The following is a 25895-nucleotide window of genomic DNA, read 5'->3' as shown; positions in this document are numbered from 1 at the left end:
ACGCTGCAGCGCCACCAGCGCCTGACGGATCTCCTGGCGGCTGAAGAACCCTTCACCGCCGCGCACCTGATACGCCACCCCCGCCGCGGTCAGCGCCTCTTCGTACACCTCTGACTGGGCGTTGATGCGGTACAGCACAGCGATCTCCGAAGCCGCGGTGCCCGCCTGAACGAGCTTCTTGATCACCTTGGCGACGGCGGTGGCCTCGGCGACCTCGTCGGGGTGCTCGCTGAACGTCGGCACCGGCCCGGCCTCGCGTTGACCGATGAGATGGAGCTTGCTGCCAGCCATGCGGCCACGCGCCATCCCGATCACGCGGTTGGCCAGGGACACCACCTGCGGCGTGGAGCGGTAGTCGCGTTCCAATCGCACCACCGACGCTTCTGGGAAGCGGCGCGAGAAGTCCAGCAGGTAGTTGGGGGTGGCACCGGTGAACGAGTAGATGGTCTGGTTCGCGTCGCCGACGACGGTCAGATCGTCACGGTCGCCGAGCCATGCATTGAGCACGCGCTGCTGCAGCGGCGTGACGTCCTGGTACTCGTCGACCACGAAACAGCGGTAGCGGTCCCGGAATTCACTTGCCACTGCGGCGTCGTTCTCGATGGCGGCGGCGGTGTGCAACAGCAGGTCGTCGAAGTCCAGGAGCGCGGTGCCGTCGCGGCGGGCCTTCATGGCCTCGTATCCCGCGTACACGGCGGCGACCTTGGCGGCGTCCAGCGGAATGTCGCGACTGACCTCGGCGACCGCCGCCGGGTAACCCTCCGGACTGATCAGCGACGACTTGGCCCACTCGATCTCACCGGCGAGATCACGCACGTCGTCGGTGCTGGCCTGAATCGAAGCCCGGTTCGCGGCCTGGGCGACGACGCCGAACTTGCTGTCGAGCAGCTCCCACCCGGTATCGCCGACCACCCGCGGCCAGAAGTACTGCAGCTGCCGTCGGGCCGCCGCATGGAACGTCATCGCCTGCACGGCGCCGGTGCCGACCCCGTCGGCACCCTGCTCGTCCAGCGATCGCAGCCTGCCCCGCATCTCCCCCGCCGCCCGCGACGTGAACGTCACCGCCAGCACCTGACTGGGGGCCACATGACCGGCAGCCACCAGATAGGCGATGCGCCTGGTGATGGTCCGCGTCTTTCCGGTACCGGCACCCGCCAGCACGCACACCGGCCCGCGCGGCGCCTGGACGGCTTCGAGCTGCTCGTCGTCGAGGTCGACCGTCAGACGATCGAGCGGCCGAGATTGAGCTGAGTTGGCGGCCACGACGGCCGGGGGTGGCATGGCGTCCATCTTGGCATCCAGCGGCGACAATTTCTGATCTGACATCCGCTCCGGCGACGCTCCCTGGTTGGTGCAATACGCGGCGTATCCGATACGTTGACATCGCTATGACAGGTAACAACGTCCAGCTGACCATGTACTCGACGTCGTGGTGCGGCTACTGTGCACGGCTCAAGACCGCCCTGAAGTCCGCGGGCATCGGCTACGCCGAGGTCGACATCGAGGCGGACCCCAGCGCCGCCGACTTCGTCGGCTCGGTCAACGGTGGCAACCACGTCGTTCCGACGGTGAAGTTCGCCGACGGGTCGACGCTGACCAACCCGAGCCTCAAGGCCGTTCAGGCCAAGTTGGCCGCCTGACTCAGTCGACGAACGCCCAGGATTCGATGATCTCCCTGGCGATCGAGATCGACCCAGGCAACAACAGCCGCGACGGCGAGTCGCTGCTCCAATCACCGTCGGCCAGTGCGGCGCGAACCTCGGCGCGGGTGAACCACGCCGCCTCGGCGATCTCACCGTCGCTGAAGAAGAACTCCTGCTCCGGATCGCCGATCGCATGGAATCCGACCATCAGCGAGCGCGGGAACGGCCACGGCTGACTGCCCAGGTACGTCACATCGGTGACGGTCAAGCCGATCTCCTCGGCGACCTCGCGCGCGACGCAGCCCTCGAAGGACTCACCCGCCTCGACGAAACCGGCGATCAGCGAGAAGAGCCGTTCCGGCCAGACCGTCTGACGGGCCAACACCGCGCGGTCGTGGCCGTCGTGGATCAGGCAGATGACCGCGGGGTCGGTGCGGGGGAACTCCTCGTGGCCGTTGACGGGGTTGATCCGCGACCAGCCAGCCTTGTGGGACTTGGTCGGCGAGCCGTCGACGGAACTGAAGCGCGCACTGTCGTGCCAATTCAGCAGGGCGGTGGCCGTCGCCACCAACTGGGCGCTGAGATCGTCGAAGACCGCTCCCGCCCTGCGCAGATCGAGAACTTCGGACTCGGCGTGCGGATCCTCCGGCCCGTCCAGGGCGCCACGCACCGCCCAGACGTGCCTGCCGTCCTTCAACCGGCCGAGGAAGACCGCGTGCTCGTCGGGCTTGGCGGAGTGCTTCAGCGCCTTGCCGAGCACCACCTGACCACCCGAGATCAGCACCTGGTTGCGGCGATCGACCTTCAACAGCAGCGCATCGCTCCACCCAGCCAGCGCGGCGTCGACGTCGGTACGCAGTTGATCGGCGCGATCGGCGCCGACGCGCGACAACAGGGGAACGTTGCGCAGGTTGAACGCACCAGTGACATTCCCCTGGTCGCTTCGCTCGCCCCCGCAAGCGGGGGGACCCCCAGCACCGGGGGCGGTCAACGGTCGGAGTCCGCGTTGCGGATGTAGAGCAAGCGGTCGCCGAGCTCCATCGCGTCAGCCTCCGGAGCGTCGACCCGCACCAGATTCCCTTCTCGCACCACCCCCAGCACGATGTCGGGCAGGTGCCGCGCAGAGCCGCCAACCTCCTTGGACGTCACATCGCGTTCGGCGATGGCGAATCCGGCGTCCGGGGTCAGAAGGTCCTCGATGAGTTCCACGACCGTCGGGGTGTTGGCCGCCATCCCGAGCAGTCGACCCGCCGTCTCCGAGGACACCACGACCGAATCCGCACCCGATTGCAGGAGAAGGTGCTGGTTCTCGGACTCCCGGATCGATGCGATGATCTTCGCCTTGGGCGCGAGCTCGCGGGCGGTCAGCGTGACGAGCACGGCGGTCGGATCGCTGTTGGTGGCGACGACGATCGCCTTGGCGTGTTGAGCGCCCGCGAGTCGGAGCACGTCGGCGCGGTTGGCGTCGCCGTGAACGGTGACCAGACCGGCCTTGTCGGCGCGGTCCAACGCCGAGCGGTCGGTGTCCACGATGACGATCTCGCCGCCCTTGGCGCCGTCCCCGACCATGGCCGAGACGGCCGTCTTTCCCTTTGTTCCGTAACCCACGACGACGATGTGGTCGCGCATCTTTCTCCTCCACTGCTGAATCTTGAAGGTCTGACGCGAGGCCTCCGTCAGGGTCTCCACGGTCGTACCGATCAACACGATGAGGAAGGCCACGCGCAGCGGCGTGATCACCAGCACGTTGATCAGCCTCGCCGACGGGGTGAACGGCGTGATGTCGCCGTAGCCGGTGGTCGACAGTGAAACCGTGGCGTAGTACAGACAATCCAGAAAGGACAGTTCGTTGTCCTGGACGTCGCGATAGCCGTCACGGTCGAGGTAGACGATGATCACCGCGAGGAACAGCGCCGCCAAGGCGTAGAACACCCGCATCACGATCTTGCGCGCCGGGCTGACCGGTGTCTCGGGGATTCGCAGCGTCCCGACCAGAGCATGGTCGGGCTGCGTGGTCAGCGTCTGATCGAGCGCCTCCATACGGCGACGCAATCTACCCTTGGCCACGAGGGCCCATCATCCGCCCAACTCGTCGCACAGCACAATGTAACCATGACCTCTCTCACACCAGCGTCCGAGAACGCCCCCAGCCAGGCCACGGCCCAACGGATGGGCGCGATGCTCGTGGGAATGGGGGTGCTGCACTTCGTCGCACCGAAGCCGTTCGACACGATAGTTCCGGCAGAGCTGCCTGGCAGCGCGCGGTTCTACACGCTGGCCTCCGGAGTCGCAGAGGCCGCTACCGGCGCGCTGCTGATCGCACCGCGCACCCGCCGCCTCGGCGCACTCGCCGCCGTCGCGCTGTTCATCGGGGTGTTTCCAGCGAACGTCAACTCGGTCCGGGTGCTGTGGGACAGAGGTTGGGCCATGCGGATCGGGACGATCGCCCGGCTGCCGCTGCAGATCCCGATGATCACGCAGGCCCTCAAGGTGTATCGCAACGCACCTCGCTAAGCGGCCTCGAGCAGCTTCGCCAGCTCGACGGCGTCCGGTAGCCCTTCGGGTTCGACGGTCCTACCGCTGCGCACGTAGTGGAATGCCGCGCGCACCGAGTCGGGCGACACACCTGCGGTGGCCGCCCACGCCAGCCGATACACCGCGAGCTGAACGGCGTTCTGCTGCAGTGCCTCTGCAGTGGCCGGCGGGTCGCCGGTCTTCCAGTCCACCACGGTGACCCCACCGCCGTCGTCGGCGAACACGGCGTCGATCCTGCCGCGTACGACCGTCCCGCCGATGACCATGTCGAACGGCACCTCGACGTCGATGGGGGTCCTCGACGCCCACGGCGACACGGCGAAGGCGGCCTGCAGTTCGGCGAGCCGGTCGGCCTCGGCCAACCCCAGTTCGCCGTCGACCGCCCCCGGCAGGTCTTCGAGATCGAACAGCCGCTCGGCGTGAAAGAACCGCTGCACCCACTCGTGGAACGCCGTGCCCAGCAGCGCATGCGGGTCGGGGCGTACCGGAACACGCCGCTGCAGCCGCTGCAGCGCCCCCTCCGGATCGCGACCGATGTCCACCAGCGCACTCACCGAGAGTTGCGGCGGCAGCACCAGCGCGGGCCGCGCGAGCGCCAACTCACGCTCGGCGAGCAGCGCATCGACGTCGGCCGCCCACCCGTCTACGTCCCCCTCGTCCGTCGTTCCAGGGAGATCGCCCGCCATGGCCTTGCCGACGAGTTCGGCTCCGCTGTCGACGGTGGTGCGACCTGCACCAGCCGGGTCGACGGGCCACGATCGTTCCATCACCTTGTCCCGCAACGGGTTGACGTCGCCGTCGGCGGGTGCAGGCGCCCAATGCTCCACCTCACCGCACGGGGCCCCCGCCTCCGCGGCCCGGTCGATCACGTCCTTGACCTCGAGCAGGAAGTCCGACGGTCCGCGAGGCTTGGCCTCCGTGGCTCCCCAGTGATGGCCCGAAAGCACCAGCGTGTCCTCGGCGCGGGTGAGGGCGACGTACAGCAGGCGCCGCTCTTCGTCGATCCTGCGTTGATCGAGCGTCTTGCGATGAGCGGTGATCTTGTCGGACAGAGCCTTTCGGTCGTTCACGTCGGACGTGTCGAGCACGGGCACGCCGTGTTCGGACACCGAGGCGCGGTCGCCCCGGAGCAGCGGCGGCAGGTCGCCGGCATCGGTCAGCCAGGTCCGCGCGGTCCCCGTCGACGGGAACACCCGGCCGCTCAGATGGGGCACGGCGACGACCTGCCATTCCAGCCCCTTCGCGGCGTGCACGGTGAGGATCTGCACGCGGTCCTTCGCCACCGTGAGCTCGGCAGGCGCGAGCCCGTTCTCCACGTCCATCGCGGCGTCGAGGAACGCGAGCAGTCCCGCGACCGATGCCGACGGCCGCGCTGCGAACTCGGCGACCACGTCAGAAAACGCATCGAGGTGTTCGGTACCGCCCCATCCGGCCGAAACCGACTGCGCGGCGCGGACTTCAGCGTCAACGCCCAGCATCCACCGAATCTCGGCGATCAGATCGGGCACGGGGTGGTGGAGTTGCGCCCGCAGGGCCGTCAGCTCACGGCAGAGCGCGACGATCCGGCCGTAGCCGGTGGGCGAATAGCGGTCCGGACGACCCGGATCGCAGATCGCGTCGGCCAGGCACGCCCGGTCGGCATCGGGATCGGCGGACGCGACGATGTGCGTCGTCGAGGACCGGTCGGCCGTCACCGTGGTGGCGGAGTCGAGCTCCACGGCCCTTCGCCACAGCGCGGTCACGTCGGCGGCACCCAACCGCCAGCGCGGTCCGGTGATGACGCGGATCGCTGCCGAGCCCGCCGTCGGGTCGGCCGTCAGCCGCAGCATCGCGACGACGTCGGCCACTTCGGGCACCGACAACAGCCCCGACAGTCCGACCACCTCGACGGGCACCCCGCGCTCGGTGAGCGCGTCGGCGATCGGCGCGGCGTCCGCATTGCGGCGCACCAGCACGGCCGTGGTGGGAACGTCGGCTCCCGAGTCGATGGCCGTGTGGTAGATCTCCGCCAACTGGTCTGCGACCCAATCTCTTTCGATGCTCACGTCGGCCACGAGCGCGCACCGAATGGTGCCGGCCGGAGCATCCGGGCGCGGCAGCAGCTCGCGGACGGCCACCGATCGACGGCGCGCTTCCGCCGAGATCGCATTCGCGAGGTGCAGGGCGCTTGGCGGATTGCGCCAGCTGGTGCGCAGTTCCAACGTCGGCGCCGGGGTGCCGTCCGATAGGCAGAAGTCGGTGGTGAACCGGGGCAGATTGGTGGCCGATGCGCCACGCCAACCGTAGATCGACTGGATCGGGTCGCCGACGGCGGTCAAGGCCAACCCGTCGTCCACTCCGCCGCCGAACAGGGCGGACAAAGCCACCCGCTGCGCATGGCCGGTGTCCTGGTACTCGTCGAGCAGCACCACCCGATAGCGCTGGCGCAGCTGCTCGCCAACCTGAGGGAACGTTGCCGCGAGCCGGGCCGCCGCGGCCATCTGCATGCCGAAGTCCATCACGTTCTCGGCGCGCATCCGGCCATGCAGCGCGTCGATCAGCGGCACGAGTTCGGTGCGCTCGGTCTGCGTGGCGAGCAGCTTCAAAAGTGCCTGACTGGGTCCGGTGTCGCGCTGCCGGGGCCCGGCGGGCAGGGTGTGCACCAACCGATCCAGCTCGGCGTGGGTGTCGCGCAACTGGTCGGTGTCGACGAGGTGTTCGGCCAGCTGGCCTGCCAGTCGCAGCACCATCGCGGTGACGGTGGCCGGGGACTTCTCGGTGTGCAGCTCGGGGTGCTCGCACACCACGCGAAAGGCCAACTGCCACAGCTCTGTTGCACCGATCAAACGAGTTGACGGTTCCACCGGAAGCAGGAGTCCCTGCTCACGCAGCAGCGTGCCGGCAAACGCGTGGTAGGTGCCGATCGACGGGTGCTCGTCGACGTCGGCCCGGTCGGTGGGGACCAGACCCGCGCCCGCGAGCCGCGCCAGCCGGGTGCGCACGCGCCGAAGCAGTTGACCCGCGGCCTTGCGCGTGAACGTCAACCCGAGCACCTCGCCGGGGCGGGCATACCCGTTGGCGACCAGCCACACGACGCGCGCGGCCATCGTCTCGGTCTTGCCGGCCCCCGCGCCGGCGATCACCACCAGTGGGCCGGGTGGGGCAGCGATCACCGCGGCCTGTTCCTCGGTCGGCGCGAAGAGGCCGAGTGCATCGGCCAGTTCCGCCGGGCCGTACCGATTGGTCACGCGCGTCCTCCCAACGCGGCCTGAGCGGGACACATCGCCCGTACCGGGCAGTGGGCACAGCCGTCGTTGATGCGGGCCACGAACTCTGGCCCCTTGGTTGCGCCGGCGGCCTGCCGGACGCGGTCGCTCCACTCGTCGCGGCCGTCGGCCGTCATCGGGTTCTGGTCGCGTTCGGTGGCACCCGCCACGCCGATCTTGCCGAGGTAAACCAGCCGGCCCCCGCCGGCCTCGTCGCCCTGTGGCAGAACACCTTCGGCGATCGCCAGTTGATACATCGCGAGCTGCGCATGGCGCTGGGCGTCGTCCTTGCTGACCGGGCTCTTGCCGGTCTTGACGTCGACCACGACGAGCCTGCCCTCCGCATCGCGCTCCAACCTGTCGACACGGCCGCGGACGCGCACGCCAGGCCCGTCGTCACCCCCGGGGGCGACGACCCCTTCGACGTCCACCTCGGTACCCACCTCGGTGAGTTCGTGACGGGTCTGGGCGTGCCACTCGACGAACGCCGTCAGCATGGTCCGGTGGCGATCCAGTTCGTTTGCCGCAAACCACGCGGCATCGAACCGTAGTCCCGCCCAAACCGATTCGAGCTCGGCCAGCATCTGGCCCTCGGTCTTCCCGGAATCCGACACCAGTGCGTGTACGAGCGTGCCGAGCGCGGAGCGCACGTCGCGGCCATCGCTTCCCCCGTGGCGCTCGAGCAACCACCGCAGCGGGCAGTCGGCCAACGTCTGCAACGTCGAAGGGGACAGCGTCACGACGTGCCCGTCATCCGACCAGAGAGGCTGCTCCGTCGACGCCTTCGCGGTGGCGTACCACTGGGACGGAGCCGAGCCGGGCACCCCGGCTTCGGCCAGCCTCGCCAATTGCGTTGCTGCGCACTGCCGTGTCGCGTCGTCGACGGCGCCGTCGGGTGCGCACACCACGGCACGCAGCCTGCCGACCACCGCGGACGTCGACAGCACTCGCGGCGCGCGGACCGGCTCGGCGTTCTCGTCCGGCGGCTCGGTCGCCAACGCGACGAGCTCCTCGCAGAACGGGGATGGCAGCAGGGCGTCGTCGCCTTCGTCACCGTCGACGGCCGTCACCAGAACCCGCGAGCGCGCCCGGCCCAGCGCGGCGATCAACAGCCTGCGCTCCTCGGCAAGCAACGGCGCTCTGGTGGAGGTTCCGTCGGCGATGCCGTCGAGAACGTCGACGAGCTGCTGGGTGGCGAGCACTCCCCCGCGCGGAACGACGTTGGGCCACAACCCCTCCTGCAACCCGCCGATGACGACGAACTCCCACTCGCGGCCGAGCGCGGCGTGCGCCGAGAGCAGCGCAACCGCTTCCCCGGGGCGTGCCGGCTGGCTGCCCGAGGCAGGCAGCACCATCGCCCGCACGTGATCGACGAAGCCGGTCAGCGACGCTCCCGTGGTGTGGGTGACGTACTGCTCCGCCAGGTCGAACAGCGCCGTCACGCCATCGAGGTCACGGGCCGCCTGAGCGCCGACGGTCCCGGCCCGTTCGGCCGCGGCCAGCCAGCGTCGCTGCAAACCGGTCTGATGCCACGCCTGCCACAGCGTGAACCTGGGATCGAGCCCATCGGCCTGGCTGCGGGCCGCGGCGGCCAGCACCTTGCGCACCCGCGTCAACGCCCTGGCTAGCTGATCCGGCATGTCAGCGCCGTTGGAGCGTTCGGGATTGACGGCGTCGACCAGCAGGTCGGCGAACTCGCGTGGCGGGCTGCCTGCGTCCGCGCGACGAAGCGTTCGACGCAGCTGCCGCAGCGACACCGGGTCGACCCGGCCGATCGGACCGGTCAACAGCGACAGCGCGCGGTCGCCGTCGAGACCGTCGGCGGCCACGTCGAGCACCGTCAGCAGGGCCGCCACCGCCGGGTGCTCGGCGAGCGGAACCGTCGACGCCTGCTGGTCGACGGGCACGCCTGCGCTGGCGAGTGCGCGGGCCAGCGCCGCCCCTGCCTGGGGCACTGACCGCACGATGACCGCCATCTGCGACCACGGCACGCCGTCGACCAGGTGGGCACGGCGCACCGCATCGGCGATCACGGCGGTTTCGGCCCGCTCCGACGCGGCGATCCGAACCGCCACCGATCCGGTCCGATCGCTGGCAGCACTCAACTGCCTGGCGTCATCGACACCCGGCAGCCGAGTCGCGATGCCCGTGATGGCGCGGGCTACGGCGGACGCGCACCGCTGCGATTCGGTGAGGACGATGGTCGGGTGGTCGCCGGCACTGAGCAGGGCCGGGTCGGCTCCCCGGTAGCCGAAGACGGACTGGTTCGGATCGCCTGCGACGATGGCGAGTTCGGCGCCTGCGGCCAGCACCCGGACCAAGAGCGCGGCCTGCGGGTCGAGGTTCTGCGCGTCGTCGACCAGGAGCAGCCGGATCCTGCTCCGTTCGGCGGCCAGTAAGTCGGGATCGGCGGCGAAGGCCTCGAGCGCTGCGCCGACGAGCTCCGCGGCCCCGAGCGCGGGCACCGTGGCCTGTGGCGCCGCCATGCCCACCGCGGATCGCAGCAGCATCACCTGCTCGTATACCTGCGCGAATTGACCTGCGGCCACCCACTCCCCACGACCGGCCCGACGGCCGATGCGTTGCAGCGCAGCGGGTTCCACCCCACGTTCGGTGCAGCGGGCCAGAAGGTCACGCAGTTCGTTGGCGAACCCGACGGTGCCAAGTGCGGGCAGCAGGTGCCGGGGCCAGGTCACCGCGGCGTTCGGACCGTCCTCGAGATCGCCGGCGAGCAGCTCGCGGATGATGCCGTCCTGCTCGGCGCTGGTGATCAACCGTGGTGGCGGGTCACCGTTGCGTTGGGCGGCGAGCCGCAGCACCGCGAACGCATAGGAGTGAATGGTGCGCACCAGCGGCTCGCGCACGGCCGCCGGGCCGTAGTCGCCGAGCAGCCGCGCCGTCACCGAGGCGCGGGCGTGCGCGCTGAGCTTGGCCGAACCCGTCAGCAGCAGAACGGATTCCGGATCTGTGCCCGCGGCGATGCGCGCCGCCGCGGTATCGACCAGCAGCGAACTCTTCCCCGTACCGGGGCCGCCAACCACCCGCACTGTGCCACGCAGACCCGGCTCGGTCAGCACGGTGGGCGACAGTGCGGTGCGCGGTGCGGGCATGAAGACATGTCACCACGGGGGTACGACAACAAGCGTTCCGCGCGTGCTGGCAGCATTCACACCGTGAACGACCTACTGAACGTGCACCGCTACGGACCGCCGGGCCCCATCCAGATTCTTGCGATCCACGGGCTGACGGGACACGGCCGACGGTGGGCCTCACTGGCCACCGGGCACCTCGCGGAGTTCACGATCGCCGCCCCCGACCTACTCGGCCACGGCCACTCATCGTGGAATGCACCGTGGACGATCGACGCCAACGTAGCGGCGCTGGCCGGCCTACTCGACGCCGACGGTGCAGGACCGGTCGTGGTGGTCGGACACTCGTTCGGCGGCGCGATCGCGATGAACCTCGCAGCGGTGCGACCGGATCTGATCGCGGGACTGGTGCTGCTCGATCCGGCGATCGGACTGGACGGAGAGTGGATGCGCGTCCTCGCCGACGCGATGCTGGAATCGCCGGACTACCCCGACCGCGAGGAGGCCCGCAACGAGAAGATCGGGGGCTCTTGGTCAGACGTCCCCCTTCCCGACCTCGACGCCGACCTCGACGAGCACCTCATCGACCTGCCCAACGGGAGATTGGGCTGGCGGATCAGCCTGCCTGCGATGACGTCCTATTGGAGCGAGCTGGCCCGCGCTGCCGTGCTGCCGCCCGCCGGGATCCCTACGACGCTGGTGCGGGCCAGGTGGACCGACCCGCCGTACGTCGACGACGCCCTCATCGCGGCGATGACCGCCCGTCTGGGACCGGACTTGACGCTGGTCGACCTGGAGTGCGAGCACATGGTTGCCAACGCCAAGCCCGCCGAGTGTGCCGCCCTGATCCGCGAACGCGTGGGCTGAGCCGTGGCCGCGATCACCGACGAGCAGGTGGAGGCCGTACGTGCGCTGGTCGCCTCGATACCGCCGGGGAAGGTCTCGACGTACGGCGACATCGCCGCGGCCGCAGACCTTTCCAGCCCACGCATCGTCGGCTGGATCATGCGAACCGATTCCTCGGATCTACCGTGGCACCGCGTCATCAGCGCGTCCGGCAGGCCGGCTCACCACCTGACGACCAGGCAACTCGAGCTCCTGCGGGCCGAGGGTGTGCTCGCCAAGGACGGCCGGGTGCCGCTGCGCGAGGTCCGGCACGAGTTCTAGGACCTGAGCAGATCGGGCACGTCACTTCAAGAACTGTGCAAGTGCTTTTCGGATGGCGGGAAGTGCTGTCGCCGCCTGATATTCGATGAGCGCAGCTTCGGCGACCATGCCGACCCACAATTGCGCGCTTTCGTAGGGGTGCGGGCGCGCGAGTGCGGCGAAGTCGGGACGGCACAGCTCGGCGTTGGCATGATTGCGATGTCCGATTTCGTCGGTTATTGCGGGCTCGGCGCGCGCTTCCAGCAGGAGCGCGCGGACGCCGCGGTCGCGTAGGCAGCCATCGAGGCAAGCGTTCGCGCCGGCGATGAGACGCTTGCGCCCCGGGGGCATGTCGACGATCGCAGCCTGCATCTGGGTAGCCAACCGTTCATGGAATTCGCGATGCAGCGCAAGGAGATACGAGGCGCGGTCACCGAAGTGGTGAAAGAACGTGCCCTTTGCCACTCCCGCGTGCTTGACGATGAGATCGACGCTCAAACCGGTAAGGCCGGTGCGTTCGGCGAGTTGCAGGCCCGCGTCGATGAGTGCTCCTCGGGTTTTGGCCTTCGCTTCCTTGCGCCGACCCGGTGCTGGGGTGGCGGGCGGCGTCGCGGTCATGGGAGCACTGTAACTGCGCCTATGCGAGCGGCTTTCCGCTGATGCGGCGCGAGCGGTCATCCGGTACTCCTTGAGGGTGGGGCGCCCACGATGCTATCGTCGACCGACTGGTCAGTCAATGAAAGGGAGTCCGATGGTCGCCATGGTGCAGACGCGCGTGGGGAAGGTTGCCTACAGCGATACCGGAGCGGGATCCGTGGTGGTCTTGCTACACGCGACACTGCATGACCGGCACGACTTCGACGCGATAGCACCGATCCTTGCCCGCGACCATCGCGTCATCGCCGTGGACTGGCCGGGCCACGGCGAATCCCCGGCCCCGACGCCGAACTATCGGCCGACGGCGGCCTCCTTCGCCGACGTCCTCGTCGACGTGGTCGCCGCACTCGAGTTGCCACCCGCGGCATTCATCGGAAATTCCGTCGGTGGCTTCGCTGCGGCACGGTTGGCGATCACCGACCCGCACCGGGTTTCGCGGTTGGTGTTGGTCAACTCGGGTGGCTTCATCGCCAGCCCGGTCAGCAACGCCTACGCCCGACTACTGGGCAGGACGGTAGTGATGAAACGAGTGCTGCCGCGGTTCATCCCCAGCTACATGAAGGCGACGAGCGACACCGACCACCTCATTCAGCAACGCGAGATGGCCCGTGCGAAGACCCGCGATGGCGTCGTTCTCACCGCGGCCATGTGGCGCAGTTTCGCCGCACCGGAACACAACCTGCGCCCGCGGGCCGATCGCATCACCGCGCCATGCCTGGTGATCTGGGGAGCGAAGGACACCGCGATCCCCATGAGGCTGGGGCGCGCCACCGCGGCAGCGATCCCGGGAGCACGGTTGGAAGTGCTGCCGACGGGCCACGTGCCGTTTTCCTCGGACCCGGAGGGATTCCTCGAGATCGCCGCTCCGTTCTTGGGCGCCGCCAGCGGAATGCCGCATTGACCGTTCTGCGCGTCCGTGCCCGGCGGCGCGGTTCGAGAACCGTTTCAGGCCAACGTATTCAGAGGATCAGGCGTACCAGCGCCGCAGTGCGGGCGAGGCCGGGGAACGCCGCCGACGTCGAACGCGGATGCAGCGCATGTACCGCCAAGCGGAACATCAACGCGCGCAACAACATCTGCGGCCACTCGGGTAACGGCGCCCAGCGCTCGACGAGACCGTCGTCGGCCTCGCCCCATGCCAGCGCGTCGACGACGACCACGCCCGCCGCCCAAGAGGCAGGCCGCCAATAGGGGGTGATGTCGGTAATGCCAGGCGCCGCGGTGCCGGCGAAGAGCACCGTGCCGTACAGGTCGCCGTGGACGAGTTGGCTGGGGCCGCGCGTCGGACGTCGCAGCGCGGCGAGTTGCGCGATCAACTCGACCGAGCGCTGGCCGTCCGCTCCGCCCGGCGACACCAGAGCACCCGGCGGCAATGCGTGCAGCGGGCGGTCCTCCCACGCGGCACGGTCGGCGGCGATGAACACGTCGACGTCGGACCACGGCACACCGGGGGGCTGGGTAAGGAATCGCGGGCGTTCCAGCTTCGCCGTCGCCTCGTGCAGGCGCACGGCCGCCGAGACGACCTCGTCGTGCCGCGGTTCCGGCGTTCCGGTGACGAAGGTGTCGGCGCGCCAGCCGGCGACGACGTAGCGACCGTCGGTGGAGCGGACCGGCCGCGCTAGGCGCACCCCATCGACGAACAGCGTCTCGCGGACCTTCGCCGACCACGCGGCGCGCGCATGTTCGGCGACCATCGACAACACGACTTCGCCGCAGCGCCAGCCACCCTCCCAGCTCGAGCCGAGGGGAACGGGCCGCACACCCGTCAGGCCGAACGCCGCCAGCACGTGATCAGGCGGCATGTCGGCACTCACAGGATCAGCCTAAGGCGTGGCCCGGCCAACGAGCGGTCAGTACATCACCATGTCGGGTTCGAGTTGTCGCGCCCACGCCACGATCCCGCCTTGCAGGTGCAGTGCGTCGGCGAACCCGGCCTTCTTCACCGCGGCCAGAGCCTCGGCGGAGCGGACCCCGGTCTTGCAGTACAGCACCGGCGTTCGGTCGTGCGGCAACTTCGTCAGGCCGTCCCCCGCCTCGATCGCGGACTTGGGGATCAGTTCGGCCCCTTCGATGTGGTTGATGTCCCATTCGACGGGCTCGCGGACGTCGATCAGCGCCACCTTGCGGCCGGAGTCGAGCATCTCCCGCAGCTCGCGTGGGGTGATGGTGGAGTCCGCGGCCGCCTCGGCCGCCTCGTCGGACACCACACCGCAGAACGCCTCGTAGTCAATGAGTTCGGTGATCTTCGGCGTATCGGGATCCTTGCGAATCTTGATGGTGCGGTACGTCATGTCGAGCGCGTCGTACACCATCAGCCTGCCCAGCAGCGGGTCACCGATGCCGGTCAGCAGCTTGATGGCCTCGGTGCCCATCACCGACGCGATCGACGCGCACAGGATGCCGAGGACGCCGCCCTCCGCGCACGACGGCACCATTCCGGGTGGTGGCGGCTCGGGATACAGGTCGCGGTAGTTCAGCCCCAACCCGTGGGGGGCGTCCTCCCAGAACACGGACACCTGCCCCTCGAAGCGGTAGATCGAGCCCCACACGTAGGGCTTGCCCGCCAACACCGCAGCGTCGTTGACCAGATAGCGGGTCGCGAAGTTGTCGGTGCCGTCGAGGATCAAGTCGTACTGGCTAAACAGCTCGATCGCGTTGTCGGGTTCGAGGCGCACCTCGTGCAACCGCACCTCGACCAGCGGGTTGATCTCCGTGATCGAGTCCCTGGCGCTCTGCGCCTTCGACCGCCCGATGTCGGATTGCCCGTGGATGATCTGGCGCTGCAGATTGGACTCGTCGACGACGTCGAATTCCACGATGCCGATGGTTCCGACACCTGCGGCGGCCAGGTAGAGCAGGGTGGGACTGCCGAGGCCGCCGGCGCCGATGACCAGCACGCGCGCGTTCTTGAGCCGCTTCTGCCCGTCGACACCGAGGTCCGGGATGATCAGGTGCCGGCTGTAGCGCGAGACCTCTTCGCGGGTGAGCTCTGCGGCGGGCTCGACCAGCGGGGGTAGCGGTGTGGACACCGGGCGCTCCTCGATTCGACGTGGGACCTCGGTGTCGATCACACCAGGTCCACTCATTCAACGGCAATCGTTGCGCAGACCTTCCCCACTAATCGCGGGGGTGGGTCAGGCGATCGGATACGGCCACGGGTTGAAGCGGCACGTCTTGCCGTCGGGCTGAACCGAGAGCGGGTCGAATCTCGCGTCGTCGTCGTTGCTCGTCGAGAACGTCTGCTGCATCATCACCGGCGCGAGCGCGCCATTCTCGCCACATGGCTCGTGCTTCTGGTAGCCGATGGCGTGCCCGACCTCGTGGTTGATCAGGTACTGACGGTAAGAACCGATGTCGCCCTGGAACGGCACGGCACCGCGCACCCAACGGGCCTCGTTGATGAACACCCTCGGCTGGTCGGTCAGATAGGCCGGGTTGTAGCAGGACGCCTCGAGCGGAATGTCGTAGCCGCAGCCCTCGCGCACCGTCATCGGTGACGTCAGCGAGACCCGGAAGTCCGGGGTTTGCGACGGGTCGTCGATGCGGGTGAAGGCGATCTGGGGGTTGTGCGTCCAACTCTTCGGGTTGGTCAGCGTTTCACTCACCATCCGGGCGAAGGCCTCGTCACCGCCGACCGACGTGGTGTCGACGCCATCCTCCACCTCGATCGTGTAGGTAAAGGACTTCGTCGTGCCCTCACCGACCTTGGGCGACGTGCCGGGGACCACGTGCCAGGTCTTGGCCGCCGCCTCGGTGAAGGGACCTCCCTCGGGGAGGATGCCCGTCGGCAGGTTGGCGTCGAACTGCGTCATGCCCTTGGGTGGGGCGCCGATGATCCCCGTGCTCGCCGCACCGATGGTGGGCGGACCCTGAACGGGCCCGTCGGCGAAGGCCGCCTTGGGGGCGTCTGTGCCCGTCAGCGTCTGGTACACCACGAGCACGGTGACGACCGCGAGAAGGGGAAGGGCGTAGGCGCGCCAGCCGTAGGTGGAGACGAAACGCCCGAGCCACGACTGCTTTCGCCACTGCTGGTGCTCGTCACGATTGGATCGCAGCCGGCCGCCGTCGTCGGCCAACGGGTCGCGCTGCGCGCGCAGGGGTTCCCTCCACTCGTTGCGCAGCACGGGCTGACGACCGCCCCCGCGACGCCCCGGGTCGTAGGTCACCGAACCAGGATGGCACAAGCCAGGGCGATGACAGGCTTTGGCGCGCCACCCGTACCCGGCCGCAGATGACGCGCTGCCTCAGTGAGCGGTAGTAGTCTCGGTTCGATGCACAGCCGCATCGACCGGCTGACCGTAAACCAGCCAGCACCGGCCCGGCAGCACCCAAGCCAGATTGAGGACTGATGAGCGACATCGCCAACACCGCCGAAAGGAAGGGTGCACAGCCGGCGGGTGGTGACGGTCCGGCCGGCGGCTCGACCGGCGGCAACCGACGCGGAAATCGACTGCCCCGCGACGAGCGTCGTGGGCAGTTACTCGTCGCAGCCAGCGAAATCTTCGTCGATCGCGGCTACCACGCCGCGGGCATGGACGAGATCGCCGACCGGGCAGGCGTCAGCAAACCCGTTCTGTACCAACACTTTTCATCGAAGCTCGAGCTGTATCTGGCCGTCCTGCAGCGCCACGTCGACAATCTGGTGTCCGGCGTCCGCCAAGCCCTGCGCACCACCACCGACAACCGCCAACGGCTTCGCGCCGCCATCGGGGCGTTCTTCGACTTCATCGAGCACGATGGCCAGGGCTATCGCCTGATCTTCGAGAACGACTACGTCACCGAGCCTCAGGTGTCGGCCCAGGTCAAGGTCGCCACCGAGGCATGCACCGATGCCGTGTTCGAGTTGATCAGCAGCGATTCCGGTCTCGAAGCGCACCGGGCCAGGATGATCGCGGTCGGGCTGGTCGCGACGAGCGTGGACTGTGCGCGCTACTGGCTGAACTCCGACCGGCCGATCTCCAAGGAGGCTGCGGTCGACGGCACGGTGCAGTTCGCTTGGGGCGGACTGTCACACGTGCCGCTGACCCGCTTCTAGCTGAGCTTGTCGGCAATCGCCGAGGCCGTCGCTCCGATGCCGAAGCCGACTCGCCTGTGGTCGGCCTCACCGATCTCCACGTAGGCGATCCGGGTGTTCTGCACCAGGAACCGGCGGCCCTTCTCGTCGGTCAGCGCGAGTACGCCCGACTCCTTGCCCAGTGCCGCAGTCACCAAGTCCTCCACCTCGCTGGGTGTCTGTGCGCTCTGCAGCACCAGCTCGCGCGGACTGTCGGTGACGCCGATCTTGACCTCCACGCTGAACCCTTCCTTCGATGTTCGTTCTCTTGAGCAGGCTAGTGGACGGGCCACGGCGCGCGCGTCCGCGGTGCCGCCACTTCGCGGACAGCGCAGCGGCGTCGAACCGGACGCGCGCGGCCGAAAGGCCTCGAGCCAACCGAGTCCGGACCGTGACCTCGCCATCAGCGCGTCAACCTCGTGCGTCACTTCAGCCTCGTTAGCATCGCTGAACAGACCCAAAACGACTCACGGGATAGCGGTATGGACAGGACTTACGCAACGTATTCGAGGACCTCGACGACAGCGCGCAACGCGGGCAGCCGCGGGACCAGCGCCGGCGGCTACCCCGACGTGGAGACCGACGTCGTCGACGGTGGTGCGGCGTACCGACGGCGCGCCGCCGAGTCCGGGTACGGCGACTCCGACGTCAAGGACGACGACATCCAGGACTACCACGCCTATGACGACGACGACATCTACGAGTACGAAGACGCCATCGACCGTCGGTGGATCTGGGTCGCGGGGGTCGCAGGCGCGATCCTGCTGATCGCCGTCATCTGCACCGTGGTCATCCTCGGCGGCGGCGACAGCGGCCCGGTGTCCAAGACGGTCGCTGCGCCGACCTCTACGACGGCTCAGGCCGCAACGACCACCGCGCCGCCCGCAATGACGTCGGCCGCGCCTCCGGCCCCCGTGGCCCCGCTGTCACCGGAGACCGTGACCACCGTCGCGCCAAGTCCGACGGCCAACGCCGTCCCTGCTCCGACCGAGGTGGCCCCACCATCGCCGCAAGTCGTCACCTATCACGTGAGGGGCACCCGGCAGCTCCTGGATCTGGTGACCGTGGTCTACACCGACGCCCAGGGCGCCCTGCAGACCGAGTTCAACGTGGCGCTGCCGTGGACGCGAACCGTGACGCTGGATCCCGGCGTCGAGTTGAAGTCGGTCACCGCGACCAGCCTCACCGGTCAGCTGAACTGCGCGGTGACCGATTCGACGGGCGCGACCGTGGTCGCCCAGAACACCAACTCGATGATCACCACCTGCACCAAGTAGCGGCGGCCGACCTAGCCGAGGCCGAGTTCGCGAACCCTGGTGTTGTGGGTGTTCTGCAGCCGGTCGAAGAACTCGGTCAGCTGACCAAGACCCTCACCGCTGGACACGACGAGATCGACCAGTTCGTCGTGCTCGGCGAGCACGAACTGAGCCTGCGTGATGGCCTCGCCCAGCAGTCGTCGCGACCACAACGCGAGGCGGTGGCGCTGCTTGTCGCTCGCGGTGACGGCGGCCTTGACCTCGGCAACGACGAACTGCGAGTGATCCGTCTCCGAGAGCACCGCTCGCACGACGTCAGCCGCGTCATCGGGTAGCGCGTCGGCGATCTCGAGGTAGAAGTCAGCGGCGAGGGCGTCGCCGATGTAGGTCTTCACCAGCGCCTCGAGCCAGGTGCTCGGCGTGGTCAGCCGATGGTAGTTCTCAAGTGCGGACGCATATTTCGTCATCGCCGCGACGATGTCGACGCCCCGATTGGCCAGCGCCTCCCGCAGCAGCTCGTAATGATTCATCTCAGCGGCGGCCATGCTGGCCATGTTGATCCGGCCAGCCAGATTGGGCGCCATCCGCGCTTCCTCCGTCAGCCGATAGAACGCCGCGACCTCGCCGTATGCCAGGAGTGCGAAGAGCTGATTCACGCCGGCATGCTCCGCCGCGGGGATCACCGTCTGCTCGGGCGAGCCCGCCGGCTGCGTCGAAGTCATGACGCAACTCTAGACGGACTCTCCGCACCCCGATCGGCGCGGCGACCGCCCCAAAAACGGGGCCAGCTATCATGTAAGGCGGAAGTGGCACGTCTTTCCTCCGCCACTCTCAAGAAATGTGCGTGCACAGTCTCGATCCGTGTCGGTCCGCTTCTCCCGAAGCCGAGGCCCCCAACGTTCTTTCGTCGAACTCGTGTGCGCGTGTGGACGCCGCGAGATTGACAAACGAAAGGTTACGTCGGCAACGCATGACTGAAATCACCACAACCTCCGATTCATTCACCCCGGACATCGACGTCGTCGTCGAAGCACCTGAGGACGCCCCCAAGACCACCACCTTCGCCGAACTCGGCGTGCGCGAAGAGATCGTGCGCGCACTGGCCGAGGGCGGGATCGAACACACCTTCGCGATCCAGGAGCTGACCCTGCCGCTCGCCATGACCGGCGACGACCTCATCGGGCAGGCCCGCACCGGCATGGGCAAGACCTTCGCCTTTGGCGTTCCCCTCCTGCACCGCATCGTCACCGACGAGGCCCGGCCGCTCACCGGGATCCCCCGCGCGCTGATCGTCGTGCCGACCCGCGAGCTGTGCCTGCAGGTCTTCGACGACCTGGCCAACGCCGCGAAATATCTCAGGACGGGTACCGACGGGTCCGGCGATCGCAAGCTGTCGGTCACCTCCATCTATGGCGGACGCCCCTACGAGCCGCAGATCGAGGCCTTGCAGAAGGGCGTCGACGTCGTCGTCGGCACCCCGGGCCGCCTGCTCGACCTCGCCCAGCAGGGCCATCTGCAGCTCGGCGGACTGTCCGTCCTGGTACTCGACGAGGCCGACGAGATGCTCGACCTCGGCTTCCTGCCCGACATCGAGCGGATCCTCAAGCAGATCCCGACCGACCGGCAGGCGATGCTGTTCTCGGCGACGATGCCCGACCCCATCATCACGCTGGCCCGCACGTTCATGAACCAGCCGACGCACATCCGCGCCGAGGCGCCGCACTCGTCGGCCACCCACGAGAACACCAAGCAGCACGCCTACCGGGCCCACGCGCTCGACAAGGTCGAGATGGTCGCCCGCATCCTGCAGGCCGACGGGCGCGGCGCGACGATGATCTTCACCCGCACCAAGCGCACCGCGCAGAAGGTCGCCGACGAGCTCGTCGAACGCGGCTTCAAGGTCGGCGCCGTGCACGGCGACCTCGGCCAGGCTGCCCGCGAGAAGGCGCTCAAGGGATTCCGCAACGGTGACGTCGACGTCCTCGTCGCCACCGACGTGGCCGCCCGCGGCATCGACATCGACGACATCACCCACGTCATCAACTACCAGATCCCCGAGGACGAGCAGGCGTACGTGCACCGCATCGGCCGCACCGGTCGCGCAGGCAAGACCGGTATCGCCGTCACCCTCGTCGACTGGGACGAGCTGCCGCGCTGGACGATGATCGACAAGGCCCTCGGTCTGGACACCCCCGATCCCGTCGAGACGTACTCGAGTTCGGCGCACCTCTACGAGGAACTCAGCATCCCCGCCGGGGCCACCGGATCGATCGGCAAGGCCACGCGCTCCACCGAGTCACGGGACCGGCCGAAGCGCGAGACGCGCGACGGAGACAAGCGAGACGGGGACAAGCCGGCCCGCAACCGGGACCGCACCCGGCAGCGCACCCGTGGTGCCGGAAAGTCGGCCACCGGACACTCCGAAGGTGGCGAAGCGACCCCACCCGCCGACGCCGAGGGTGCACCATCCGGTAACTCCGCGGGGCCGGCCAGGCGCCGTAGGCGTCGTCGTCCGAGCACCGCCGCGCCCACGGCCGGCTGAACGAGGCTCCCACCTCGCGATGGTCAAACCCGAACGCCGCACCAAGGGCGACGTGATGGCGGCCGCGGCGATCGTCGTGGTGATCGCCGTCGCAGCAGGACTGATCTGGTGGAGCAGTGACGCGCGGGCGACTCTCAGCAGGCCGTCCGCCGAGCCGGTTCCCGCACTGAAGGCGGCACGCGACGTGCCGTCCTCGCTGCGGGAGCTGTGGTCCGCCCCCAGCCCGAAGACCAGTAGACCCGTCGTCGCGGGCGGAGCCGTCGTCACCGGCGACGGACGCGAGGTCGACGGTCGGGACCCGGCGTCGGGCAACGTGCTCTGGAGTTACGCACGCGGCGTGCCACTTTGCGGCGTCACGTACGTGTACAACGACGCCGTCGCGGTGTATCCCGACGACCGGGGCTGCGGTCAAGTGACGACGATCGACGGGCAGACCGGCCGCCGCCACTACACCCGCACCGCCTACGCCGACGCCGAGGTCACGCTGTCCTCCGACGGCTCCACGGTCCTGTCGGCCGGCAAGACCAGGTTGGAGCTGTGGCGCTCCGACATGGTCCGGATGATCGGCTACGGCGCACTGGACGCCAGGATCAAGCCAGACGTACCCGCTCAACCGCTGTGCGGGCTGGTGTCCGCGGCAGCGAGTTCGGCCGCGGTGTCGGTGCTCCAAAGCTGCCCCGGCCAGGCGGATCTGCGGCTCACCCTCCTGGTGCCCGCGAGCGAGGAAGACGAGCCCACCACCAAGATCGTCCAGCTGCCAGGGGTGTCCGTTAACTCCGGCGCACGGGTGATCGCCGTCTCGGACACCACGACGGCCGTCTACGTCCCGACGCCGAAACCCGTGGTCAACGTGGTCGACGACACGGGCACCACCATCGCAAGCACCGTCCTGCCCGCGCCGGCGTCGGTGCAGGCCACCGAATCGCACGCCGGCAGCCTGATCACCTGGTGGACCGGTGACAGCGTGATGGTGTTCGACGCGAACGGGATGCGATACAAGTACACCGTCTCACCGGTCAAGGGTCAGGCGCCGGTCGGCCCTGCGACGCTGATGGCGGGAAAGCTGCTGGTGCCCGTCACCTCCGGCTATGACGTGTTCAACCCCGAGACCGGCGCGGGCGAAGCCCACATCAGCATGAAGCGCCCGCCAAGCGCGACGGCCGTGGTGCCCGGCGTCGCAGGTTCCACCCTGCTGGAGCAACGTGGGGACACCCTGGTGGCGCTGGGGTCCTGACTAGACGTCCGGAGCGTACGTCGGCAAAGCCTTGCCCGACTTCCAATATTTGGTCAGCGCGGTAGCGAGCTCACGATAAGCGTTGGCGCCCTTGTTCTTTCGCCCCGCTAGCACGGACGCGCCCGAAGCGCTGGCCTCGGCGAACCGCACCGTGCGCGGAATCGGCGGTCCCAGCACCACCAGCCCGTAGCGATCGGCGACGTCGAGAAGGACGTCGCGACTATGGGTGGTCCGCGAGTCGTACAGGGTGGGCAGCGCACCGAGCATCGTCAGGTCCGCATTGGTGATCTGCTGGACGTCGTCGACCGTCCGCAGGAACTGGCCGACGCCACGGTGGGCCAGCGTCTCGCACTGAAGGGGCACGATGACGTCATTGGCGGCGGTCAGCCCATTGAGAGTCAGGACGCCGAGCGACGGTGGGCAGTCGATGATGACGACGTCGAACTGTTCCCCCACCTTGGCAAGCGCCCGCTTCAACGCGTACTCGCGGCCCGCCCGCATGAGCAACATCGCCTCGGCGCCTGCCAGGTCGATGTTGGCGGGCAGCAGTGTCATGCCCTCGGACGTCTCCACCAGCGCGGCGCCGGGCTCGACGTCGCCGAGGAGCACCTCGTGGATCGACACGGCGAGTTTGTCGGGGTCCTGGCCCAGCGAGAACGTCAGGCACCCCTGAGGATCCAGGTCGACGAGCAGCACCCGGCGCCCGTTCTCCGCCATCGCCGCACCCAACGATGCCACCGTCGTCGTCTTCGCGACGCCACCCTTTTGGTTGGCGATCGCTAATACCCGCGTCATGTCTTCCCCATTGCCTCGCTCGCCCCGAACGTGTTCATCCAAGCACGCGCGCGCGGGATCGGCTCCGACGTGGGGCAGAATCGCGGGGGTGAGTACCGGTGGGCAGGAGCGCAGCGACCCGGGGAACGGAACGGTGCGAAGCCGCCTCGTCCTCCTCCGGCATGGCGAGACGGAGTGGTCGAAGTCGGGCAAGCACACCAGCATCACCGACCTCGACCTGACCGACGAGGGTCGCGAACAGGCCACCCTGGCCGCCGAGGCGCTGGCCGATCTCCAGTTGCGCGATCCGGTGGTGATCAGCAGCCCGCGGCACCGTGCGCTAGTCACGGCCGAGCTGGCAGGTCTGACGGTCGACGAGGTGTCTCCGCTGCTGGCCGAGTGGGACTACGGCGACTACGAGGGCACGACGACCGATGAGATCCGCAAGGCGATACCGGACTGGCTGGTCTGGACGCACGGCTGTCCCGGCGGCGAGACCGTCGCCCAGGTCAGCAAGCGAGCGGACAGCGCCATCGCGATGGCCTTGGAGCGCATGAACCTTCACGACGTCGTGTTCGTCGGGCACGGCCATTTCTCCCGTTCGGTACTCACCCGCTGGATCGAGCAACCGCTGTACGAAGGCATCCGGTTCTCCATGGCGGCGGCGTCGATCGGCGTATGCGGATTCGAGCACGGTGTCCGTCAGATCACCGCCCTCGGCCTGTCCGGCCACGTCAATCCGTGTCTGCCCAGGTGACCGTCGAGCCGTCCTTCGTCCTCGCCGGGCGCGACGGCGTCGTCATCGCCGAGGGCGTGGCCACCGCCTACCCGGCCCTCGACGATGCTCGCGCCGCGCTGGCTTCGGGCGAGGCCCCGATCATCTTGGGCGCCTTGCCCTTCGATGTCACCCGGCCGACGGCATTGATGCGTCCCGAGCACTTTCGCTTTGCCGAGACGCTGCCTGACCGGGACCAACGCGAGATGCCCGCCGTACGCATCACCGAGACGGTGCCCGACCCCGCCGAACACCGCACCCGCATCGCCACCGCGCTCGAACGGTTGCGCGATCCCGACTGCGCCCTACACAAGGTCGTGCTGGCGCGGGCGCTTCGCCTGGCCGCGGACGGCGCGCTGGACGTCGGTACCATCGTCCGGCGACTCGCCGAGGATGCCTCGGCGACAACCTATTTCGTTGATCTCAGCCCGGCAGGCGGCAAGTACGAGGGCACCGCCCTCATCGGCGCCAGTCCCGAGCTACTGGTGGCGCGCCGCGGCGACGTGCTGACTTGCCGACCATTCGCGGGTTCGGCGCCGCGCGCGGCCGACGCCGCGACGGATCTGGCCAACGGCGCGGCCTTGGCCGACTCCGCGAAGAACCTGCACGAGCATCAACTGGTGGTCGACCAGATGCGCGCGGCGCTGCAGCCCTTGTGTGCCGACCTGGACATCGCATCCACCCCCGAGCTCAGTAGCACGTCGGCGGTGTGGCATCTGAGTACGCCGATCACCGGCCGGCTGCGTGACTCGTCAACCACCGCTTTGGATCTCGCGGTGGCGCTGCATCCGACCGCCGCCGTCGGTGGGGTGCCGACCGGGGCGGCAGTCGACCTGATCGGCACGCTCGAGGGTGATCGCGGCTTCTACGCGGGCGCCGTCGGGTGGTGTGACGGTCGGGGTGACGGCACGTGGGTGGTGTCCATCCGATGCGCGGAGTTATCCGCCGACCGCCGCTCCGCCGAGGCCAGATCGGGTGGCGGGATCGTCGCCGAGTCCGATCCCGACGACGAAGTGGCCGAGACGAATACGAAGTTTCGAACGATCCTGAGCGCGTTGGGAGTGAGCACGTGACCGTCAACATCCGTCGGGTCCGGCCCGGTGACGAGGCCGAGTTGGTCGCCATGATGCGGGCGCTGGCCGACTTCGAGCATGCCCTTGATCAGTGCACGGTGACCGAGGCGCAGCTGAGTGACGCGCTGTTCGGAGAACACGCGACGGTGTACGCCCACCTGGCGGAGGTCGACGGCGAACCCGCGGCCATGGCCCTGTGGTTCAGGAACTTCTCCACCTGGGACGGCGTGGCGGGCATCTATCTGGAGGACCTGTTCGTCAAGTCCGCGTTCCGGCGCCACGGTCTGGCTCGAGCGCTGCTGTCCACGCTGGCGAAGGAGTGCGTCGACCACGGGTACACCCGGCTGACCTGGGCGGTGCTGGACTGGAATTCGAACGCGATCGCCCTGTACGACGCCGTCGGGGGCCACCAACAGAACGAGTGGATCACCTACCGGGTGTCCGGGGACGAGTTGTCCGCTCTCGCAGCAGGATCCTGAGTCAGCCACTGCACCGCCGACGGGCTGAACAACAGCGCCAACCCGACGGCCGCGACCAGAGCGACTGGGACGCCGTAGGACCACTGCCGAGAGCCGACGGCGATGTACCACGCCACGGGAAGCAGCAGGAGTTGCGCGAACACGGCGATGCCACGGCCCCACCTCCGGCCCGTCCACAGCGCCCACGCAGCGGTGAAGAGGGCGCCACCCATGACGACGAACCAGCCGGCAGTGCCGTAACCGCTGATCGACACCTCGTGGGCGCCGCCGACCGCGCGCACGACGAGTACCACCGCCACGACCATCAGCGCGACGCTTTCCAACGCCACCAAGGCGGCCGCCTGACGAACTGTCGATGGCGAGGGCACGATCACACGGTCGAGCGTAGAGCGCG

General features: G+C 68.6%; 25 protein-coding genes. 12 read left to right on the top strand and 13 right to left on the bottom strand.

What is annotated here, in order from left to right; genetic code table 11:
* A partial coding sequence (locus QOD90_RS16450; protein WP_526351547.1) for an ATP-dependent helicase occupies positions 1–1281 on the bottom strand: 1281 nt, incomplete at its 3' end.
* A gap of 107 nt (positions 1282–1388) precedes the next feature.
* Between QOD90_RS16450 and QOD90_RS16445 the strand changes: the two genes are divergently transcribed.
* Positions 1389–1640 (top strand): mycoredoxin, encoded by a 252-nt coding sequence (locus tag QOD90_RS16445; RefSeq protein WP_526351537.1) that lies wholly within the window; start codon positions 1389–1391, stop codon positions 1638–1640.
* Position 1641: 1 nt separating this feature from the next.
* On the opposite strand, the gene nudC is transcribed toward QOD90_RS16445, so the two are convergent.
* Positions 1642–2535: an NAD(+) diphosphatase gene (gene nudC, locus QOD90_RS16440; protein ID WP_526351535.1), complete on the bottom strand. Its 894-nt coding sequence runs from the start codon at positions 2533–2535 to the stop codon at positions 1642–1644.
* Positions 2536–2630: 95 nt separating this feature from the next.
* Positions 2631–3710: a potassium channel family protein gene (locus QOD90_RS16435; RefSeq protein WP_526351533.1), complete on the bottom strand. Its 1080-nt coding sequence runs from the start codon at positions 3708–3710 to the stop codon at positions 2631–2633.
* Positions 3711–3755: 45 nt separating this feature from the next.
* Here QOD90_RS16435 and QOD90_RS16430 point away from each other — a divergent pair, with 45 nt between their 5' ends.
* Positions 3756–4157: a DoxX-related protein gene (locus tag QOD90_RS16430; RefSeq protein WP_526351531.1), complete on the top strand. Its 402-nt coding sequence runs from the start codon at positions 3756–3758 to the stop codon at positions 4155–4157.
* Here the strand turns inward: QOD90_RS16430 and QOD90_RS16425 are convergent.
* Together QOD90_RS16425 and QOD90_RS16420 are read right to left on the bottom strand one after the other, a co-directional pair.
* The gene (locus QOD90_RS16425; protein ID WP_526351529.1) at positions 4154–7405 is read right to left on the bottom strand and encodes an ATP-dependent helicase; all 3252 of its coding nucleotides are present in this window, start codon (positions 7403–7405) and stop codon (positions 4154–4156) included. The genes QOD90_RS16430 and QOD90_RS16425 overlap by 4 nt on opposite strands.
* Positions 7402–10533, bottom strand: a complete 3132-nt coding sequence (locus tag QOD90_RS16420) for an ATP-dependent helicase (protein WP_526351528.1) — start codon at positions 10531–10533, stop codon at positions 7402–7404. Before QOD90_RS16420 ends, QOD90_RS16425 begins: the two co-directional genes overlap by 4 nt.
* 63 nt (positions 10534–10596) lie before the next feature.
* On the opposite strand from QOD90_RS16420, the gene QOD90_RS16415 reads away from it, so the two are divergent.
* Entirely contained in the window at positions 10597–11379 is a 783-nt protein-coding gene (locus QOD90_RS16415) for an alpha/beta fold hydrolase (protein WP_526351526.1), read from the top strand.
* Positions 11380–11382: 3 nt separating this feature from the next.
* On the top strand, positions 11383–11679 hold the full coding sequence (locus QOD90_RS16410) for an MGMT family protein (RefSeq protein WP_526351524.1): 297 nt from the start codon (positions 11383–11385) through the stop codon (positions 11677–11679).
* Between the two features lie 21 nt (positions 11680–11700).
* Here QOD90_RS16410 and QOD90_RS16405 read toward each other — a convergent pair whose 3' ends face one another.
* Positions 11701–12336, bottom strand: a complete 636-nt coding sequence (locus QOD90_RS16405; RefSeq protein ID WP_526351522.1) for a TetR/AcrR family transcriptional regulator — start codon at positions 12334–12336, stop codon at positions 11701–11703.
* 82 nt (positions 12337–12418) lie between these two features.
* On the opposite strand from QOD90_RS16405, the gene QOD90_RS16400 reads away from it, so the two are divergent.
* Positions 12419–13216, top strand: a complete 798-nt coding sequence (locus QOD90_RS16400) for an alpha/beta fold hydrolase (protein ID WP_526351520.1) — start codon at positions 12419–12421, stop codon at positions 13214–13216.
* Between the two features lie 58 nt (positions 13217–13274).
* On the opposite strand, the gene QOD90_RS16395 is transcribed toward QOD90_RS16400, so the two are convergent.
* From QOD90_RS16395 to QOD90_RS16385, 3 genes are all read right to left on the bottom strand, one after another.
* Positions 13275–14129, bottom strand: coding sequence for a TIGR02569 family protein (locus QOD90_RS16395; RefSeq protein WP_526351518.1), 855 nt, complete (start codon positions 14127–14129; stop codon positions 13275–13277).
* A gap of 36 nt (positions 14130–14165) precedes the next feature.
* Entirely contained in the window at positions 14166–15344 is a 1179-nt protein-coding gene (gene moeZ, locus QOD90_RS16390) for an adenylyltransferase/sulfurtransferase MoeZ (protein ID WP_526351545.1), read from the bottom strand.
* 105 nt (positions 15345–15449) lie between these two features.
* Positions 15450–16481 (bottom strand): DUF3152 domain-containing protein, encoded by a 1032-nt coding sequence (locus tag QOD90_RS16385; protein WP_526351516.1) that lies wholly within the window; start codon positions 16479–16481, stop codon positions 15450–15452.
* 182 nt (positions 16482–16663) lie between these two features.
* On the opposite strand from QOD90_RS16385, the gene fasR reads away from it, so the two are divergent.
* The gene (fasR, locus tag QOD90_RS16380) at positions 16664–17350 is read left to right on the top strand and encodes an HTH-type transcriptional activator FasR (protein ID WP_526351514.1); all 687 of its coding nucleotides are present in this window, start codon (positions 16664–16666) and stop codon (positions 17348–17350) included.
* Here fasR and QOD90_RS16375 read toward each other — a convergent pair.
* On the bottom strand, positions 17347–17607 hold the full coding sequence (locus tag QOD90_RS16375; RefSeq protein WP_526351543.1) for a DUF3107 family protein: 261 nt from the start codon (positions 17605–17607) through the stop codon (positions 17347–17349). The genes fasR and QOD90_RS16375 overlap by 4 nt on opposite strands.
* 243 nt (positions 17608–17850) lie before the next feature.
* Here QOD90_RS16375 and QOD90_RS16370 point away from each other — a divergent pair, with 243 nt between their 5' ends.
* Positions 17851–18645: a hypothetical protein gene (locus QOD90_RS16370; RefSeq protein WP_526351512.1), complete on the top strand. Its 795-nt coding sequence runs from the start codon at positions 17851–17853 to the stop codon at positions 18643–18645.
* A gap of 11 nt (positions 18646–18656) precedes the next feature.
* Here QOD90_RS16370 and QOD90_RS16365 read toward each other — a convergent pair whose 3' ends face one another.
* Complete coding sequence (locus QOD90_RS16365) at positions 18657–19346, bottom strand: ferritin-like fold-containing protein (protein ID WP_526351510.1); 690 nt, start codon at positions 19344–19346, stop codon at positions 18657–18659.
* Positions 19347–19594: 248 nt separating this feature from the next.
* Between QOD90_RS16365 and QOD90_RS16360 the strand changes: the two genes are divergently transcribed.
* Together QOD90_RS16360 and QOD90_RS16355 are read left to right on the top strand one after the other, a co-directional pair.
* The gene (locus QOD90_RS16360; RefSeq protein ID WP_526351509.1) at positions 19595–21166 is read left to right on the top strand and encodes a DEAD/DEAH box helicase; all 1572 of its coding nucleotides are present in this window, start codon (positions 19595–19597) and stop codon (positions 21164–21166) included.
* Positions 21167–21185: 19 nt separating this feature from the next.
* Positions 21186–22400, top strand: a complete 1215-nt coding sequence (locus tag QOD90_RS16355) for an Rv3212 family protein (RefSeq protein WP_526351507.1) — start codon at positions 21186–21188, stop codon at positions 22398–22400.
* Here QOD90_RS16355 and QOD90_RS16350 read toward each other — a convergent pair whose 3' ends face one another.
* Complete coding sequence (locus QOD90_RS16350; protein ID WP_526351505.1) at positions 22401–23195, bottom strand: ParA family protein; 795 nt, start codon at positions 23193–23195, stop codon at positions 22401–22403.
* 88 nt (positions 23196–23283) lie between these two features.
* Here QOD90_RS16350 and QOD90_RS16345 point away from each other — a divergent pair, with 88 nt between their 5' ends.
* The 3 genes from QOD90_RS16345 to QOD90_RS16335 are packed head-to-tail and all read left to right on the top strand — an operon-like array spanning position 23284 to position 25501.
* Positions 23284–23931 (top strand): acid phosphatase, encoded by a 648-nt coding sequence (locus tag QOD90_RS16345; RefSeq protein ID WP_526351503.1) that lies wholly within the window; start codon positions 23284–23286, stop codon positions 23929–23931.
* Positions 23928–25022 (top strand): isochorismate synthase, encoded by a 1095-nt coding sequence (locus tag QOD90_RS16340; protein WP_526351541.1) that lies wholly within the window; start codon positions 23928–23930, stop codon positions 25020–25022. Before QOD90_RS16345 ends, QOD90_RS16340 begins: the two co-directional genes overlap by 4 nt.
* A complete protein-coding gene (locus QOD90_RS16335) occupies positions 25019–25501 on the top strand; it encodes a GNAT family N-acetyltransferase (RefSeq protein ID WP_526351501.1) in 483 nt (160 codons plus the stop codon). Before QOD90_RS16340 ends, QOD90_RS16335 begins: the two co-directional genes overlap by 4 nt.
* Here QOD90_RS16335 and QOD90_RS16330 read toward each other — a convergent pair.
* Positions 25453–25806 (bottom strand): hypothetical protein, encoded by a 354-nt coding sequence (locus QOD90_RS16330; protein WP_526351539.1) that lies wholly within the window; start codon positions 25804–25806, stop codon positions 25453–25455. The two genes, QOD90_RS16335 and QOD90_RS16330, sit on opposite strands and share 49 nt — an antisense overlap.
* Positions 25807–25895 lie beyond the last annotated feature (89 nt).

The sequence above is a fragment of the Mycobacterium sp. genome (assembly GCF_032161845.1).
Lineage (GTDB): Bacteria > Actinomycetota > Actinomycetes > Mycobacteriales > Mycobacteriaceae > Mycobacterium.
Note: the sequence above shows the minus strand (reverse complement) of the source record. Positions and strands in the feature narration are given on the sequence as shown.

What these genes read in the sequence shown, in the direction of transcription:
- QOD90_RS16370 (WP_526351512.1), top strand. Translation starts at nt 17,851, where the DNA reads ATGGACAGGACTTACGCAACGTATTCGAGGACCTCGACGACAGCGCGC.
- QOD90_RS16420 (WP_526351528.1), bottom strand. Translation starts at nt 10,533, where the DNA reads ATGCCCGCACCGCGCACCGCACTGTCGCCCACCGTGCTGACCGAGCCG.
- QOD90_RS16365 (WP_526351510.1), bottom strand. Translation starts at nt 19,346, where the DNA reads ATGACTTCGACGCAGCCGGCGGGCTCGCCCGAGCAGACGGTGATCCCC.
- QOD90_RS16330 (WP_526351539.1), bottom strand. Translation starts at nt 25,806, where the DNA reads ATGGTCGTGGCGGTGGTACTCGTCGTGCGCGCGGTCGGCGGCGCCCAC.
- QOD90_RS16430 (WP_526351531.1), top strand. Translation starts at nt 3,756, where the DNA reads ATGACCTCTCTCACACCAGCGTCCGAGAACGCCCCCAGCCAGGCCACG.
- QOD90_RS16360 (WP_526351509.1), top strand. Translation starts at nt 19,595, where the DNA reads ATGACTGAAATCACCACAACCTCCGATTCATTCACCCCGGACATCGAC.
- QOD90_RS16400 (WP_526351520.1), top strand. Translation starts at nt 12,419, where the DNA reads ATGGTGCAGACGCGCGTGGGGAAGGTTGCCTACAGCGATACCGGAGCG.
- QOD90_RS16350 (WP_526351505.1), bottom strand. Translation starts at nt 23,195, where the DNA reads ATGACGCGGGTATTAGCGATCGCCAACCAAAAGGGTGGCGTCGCGAAG.
- QOD90_RS16405 (WP_526351522.1), bottom strand. Translation starts at nt 12,336, where the DNA reads ATGACCGCTCGCGCCGCATCAGCGGAAAGCCGCTCGCATAGGCGCAGT.
- QOD90_RS16445 (WP_526351537.1), top strand. Translation starts at nt 1,389, where the DNA reads ATGACAGGTAACAACGTCCAGCTGACCATGTACTCGACGTCGTGGTGC.
- fasR (WP_526351514.1), top strand. Translation starts at nt 16,664, where the DNA reads ATGAGCGACATCGCCAACACCGCCGAAAGGAAGGGTGCACAGCCGGCG.
- QOD90_RS16355 (WP_526351507.1), top strand. Translation starts at nt 21,186, where the DNA reads ATGGTCAAACCCGAACGCCGCACCAAGGGCGACGTGATGGCGGCCGCG.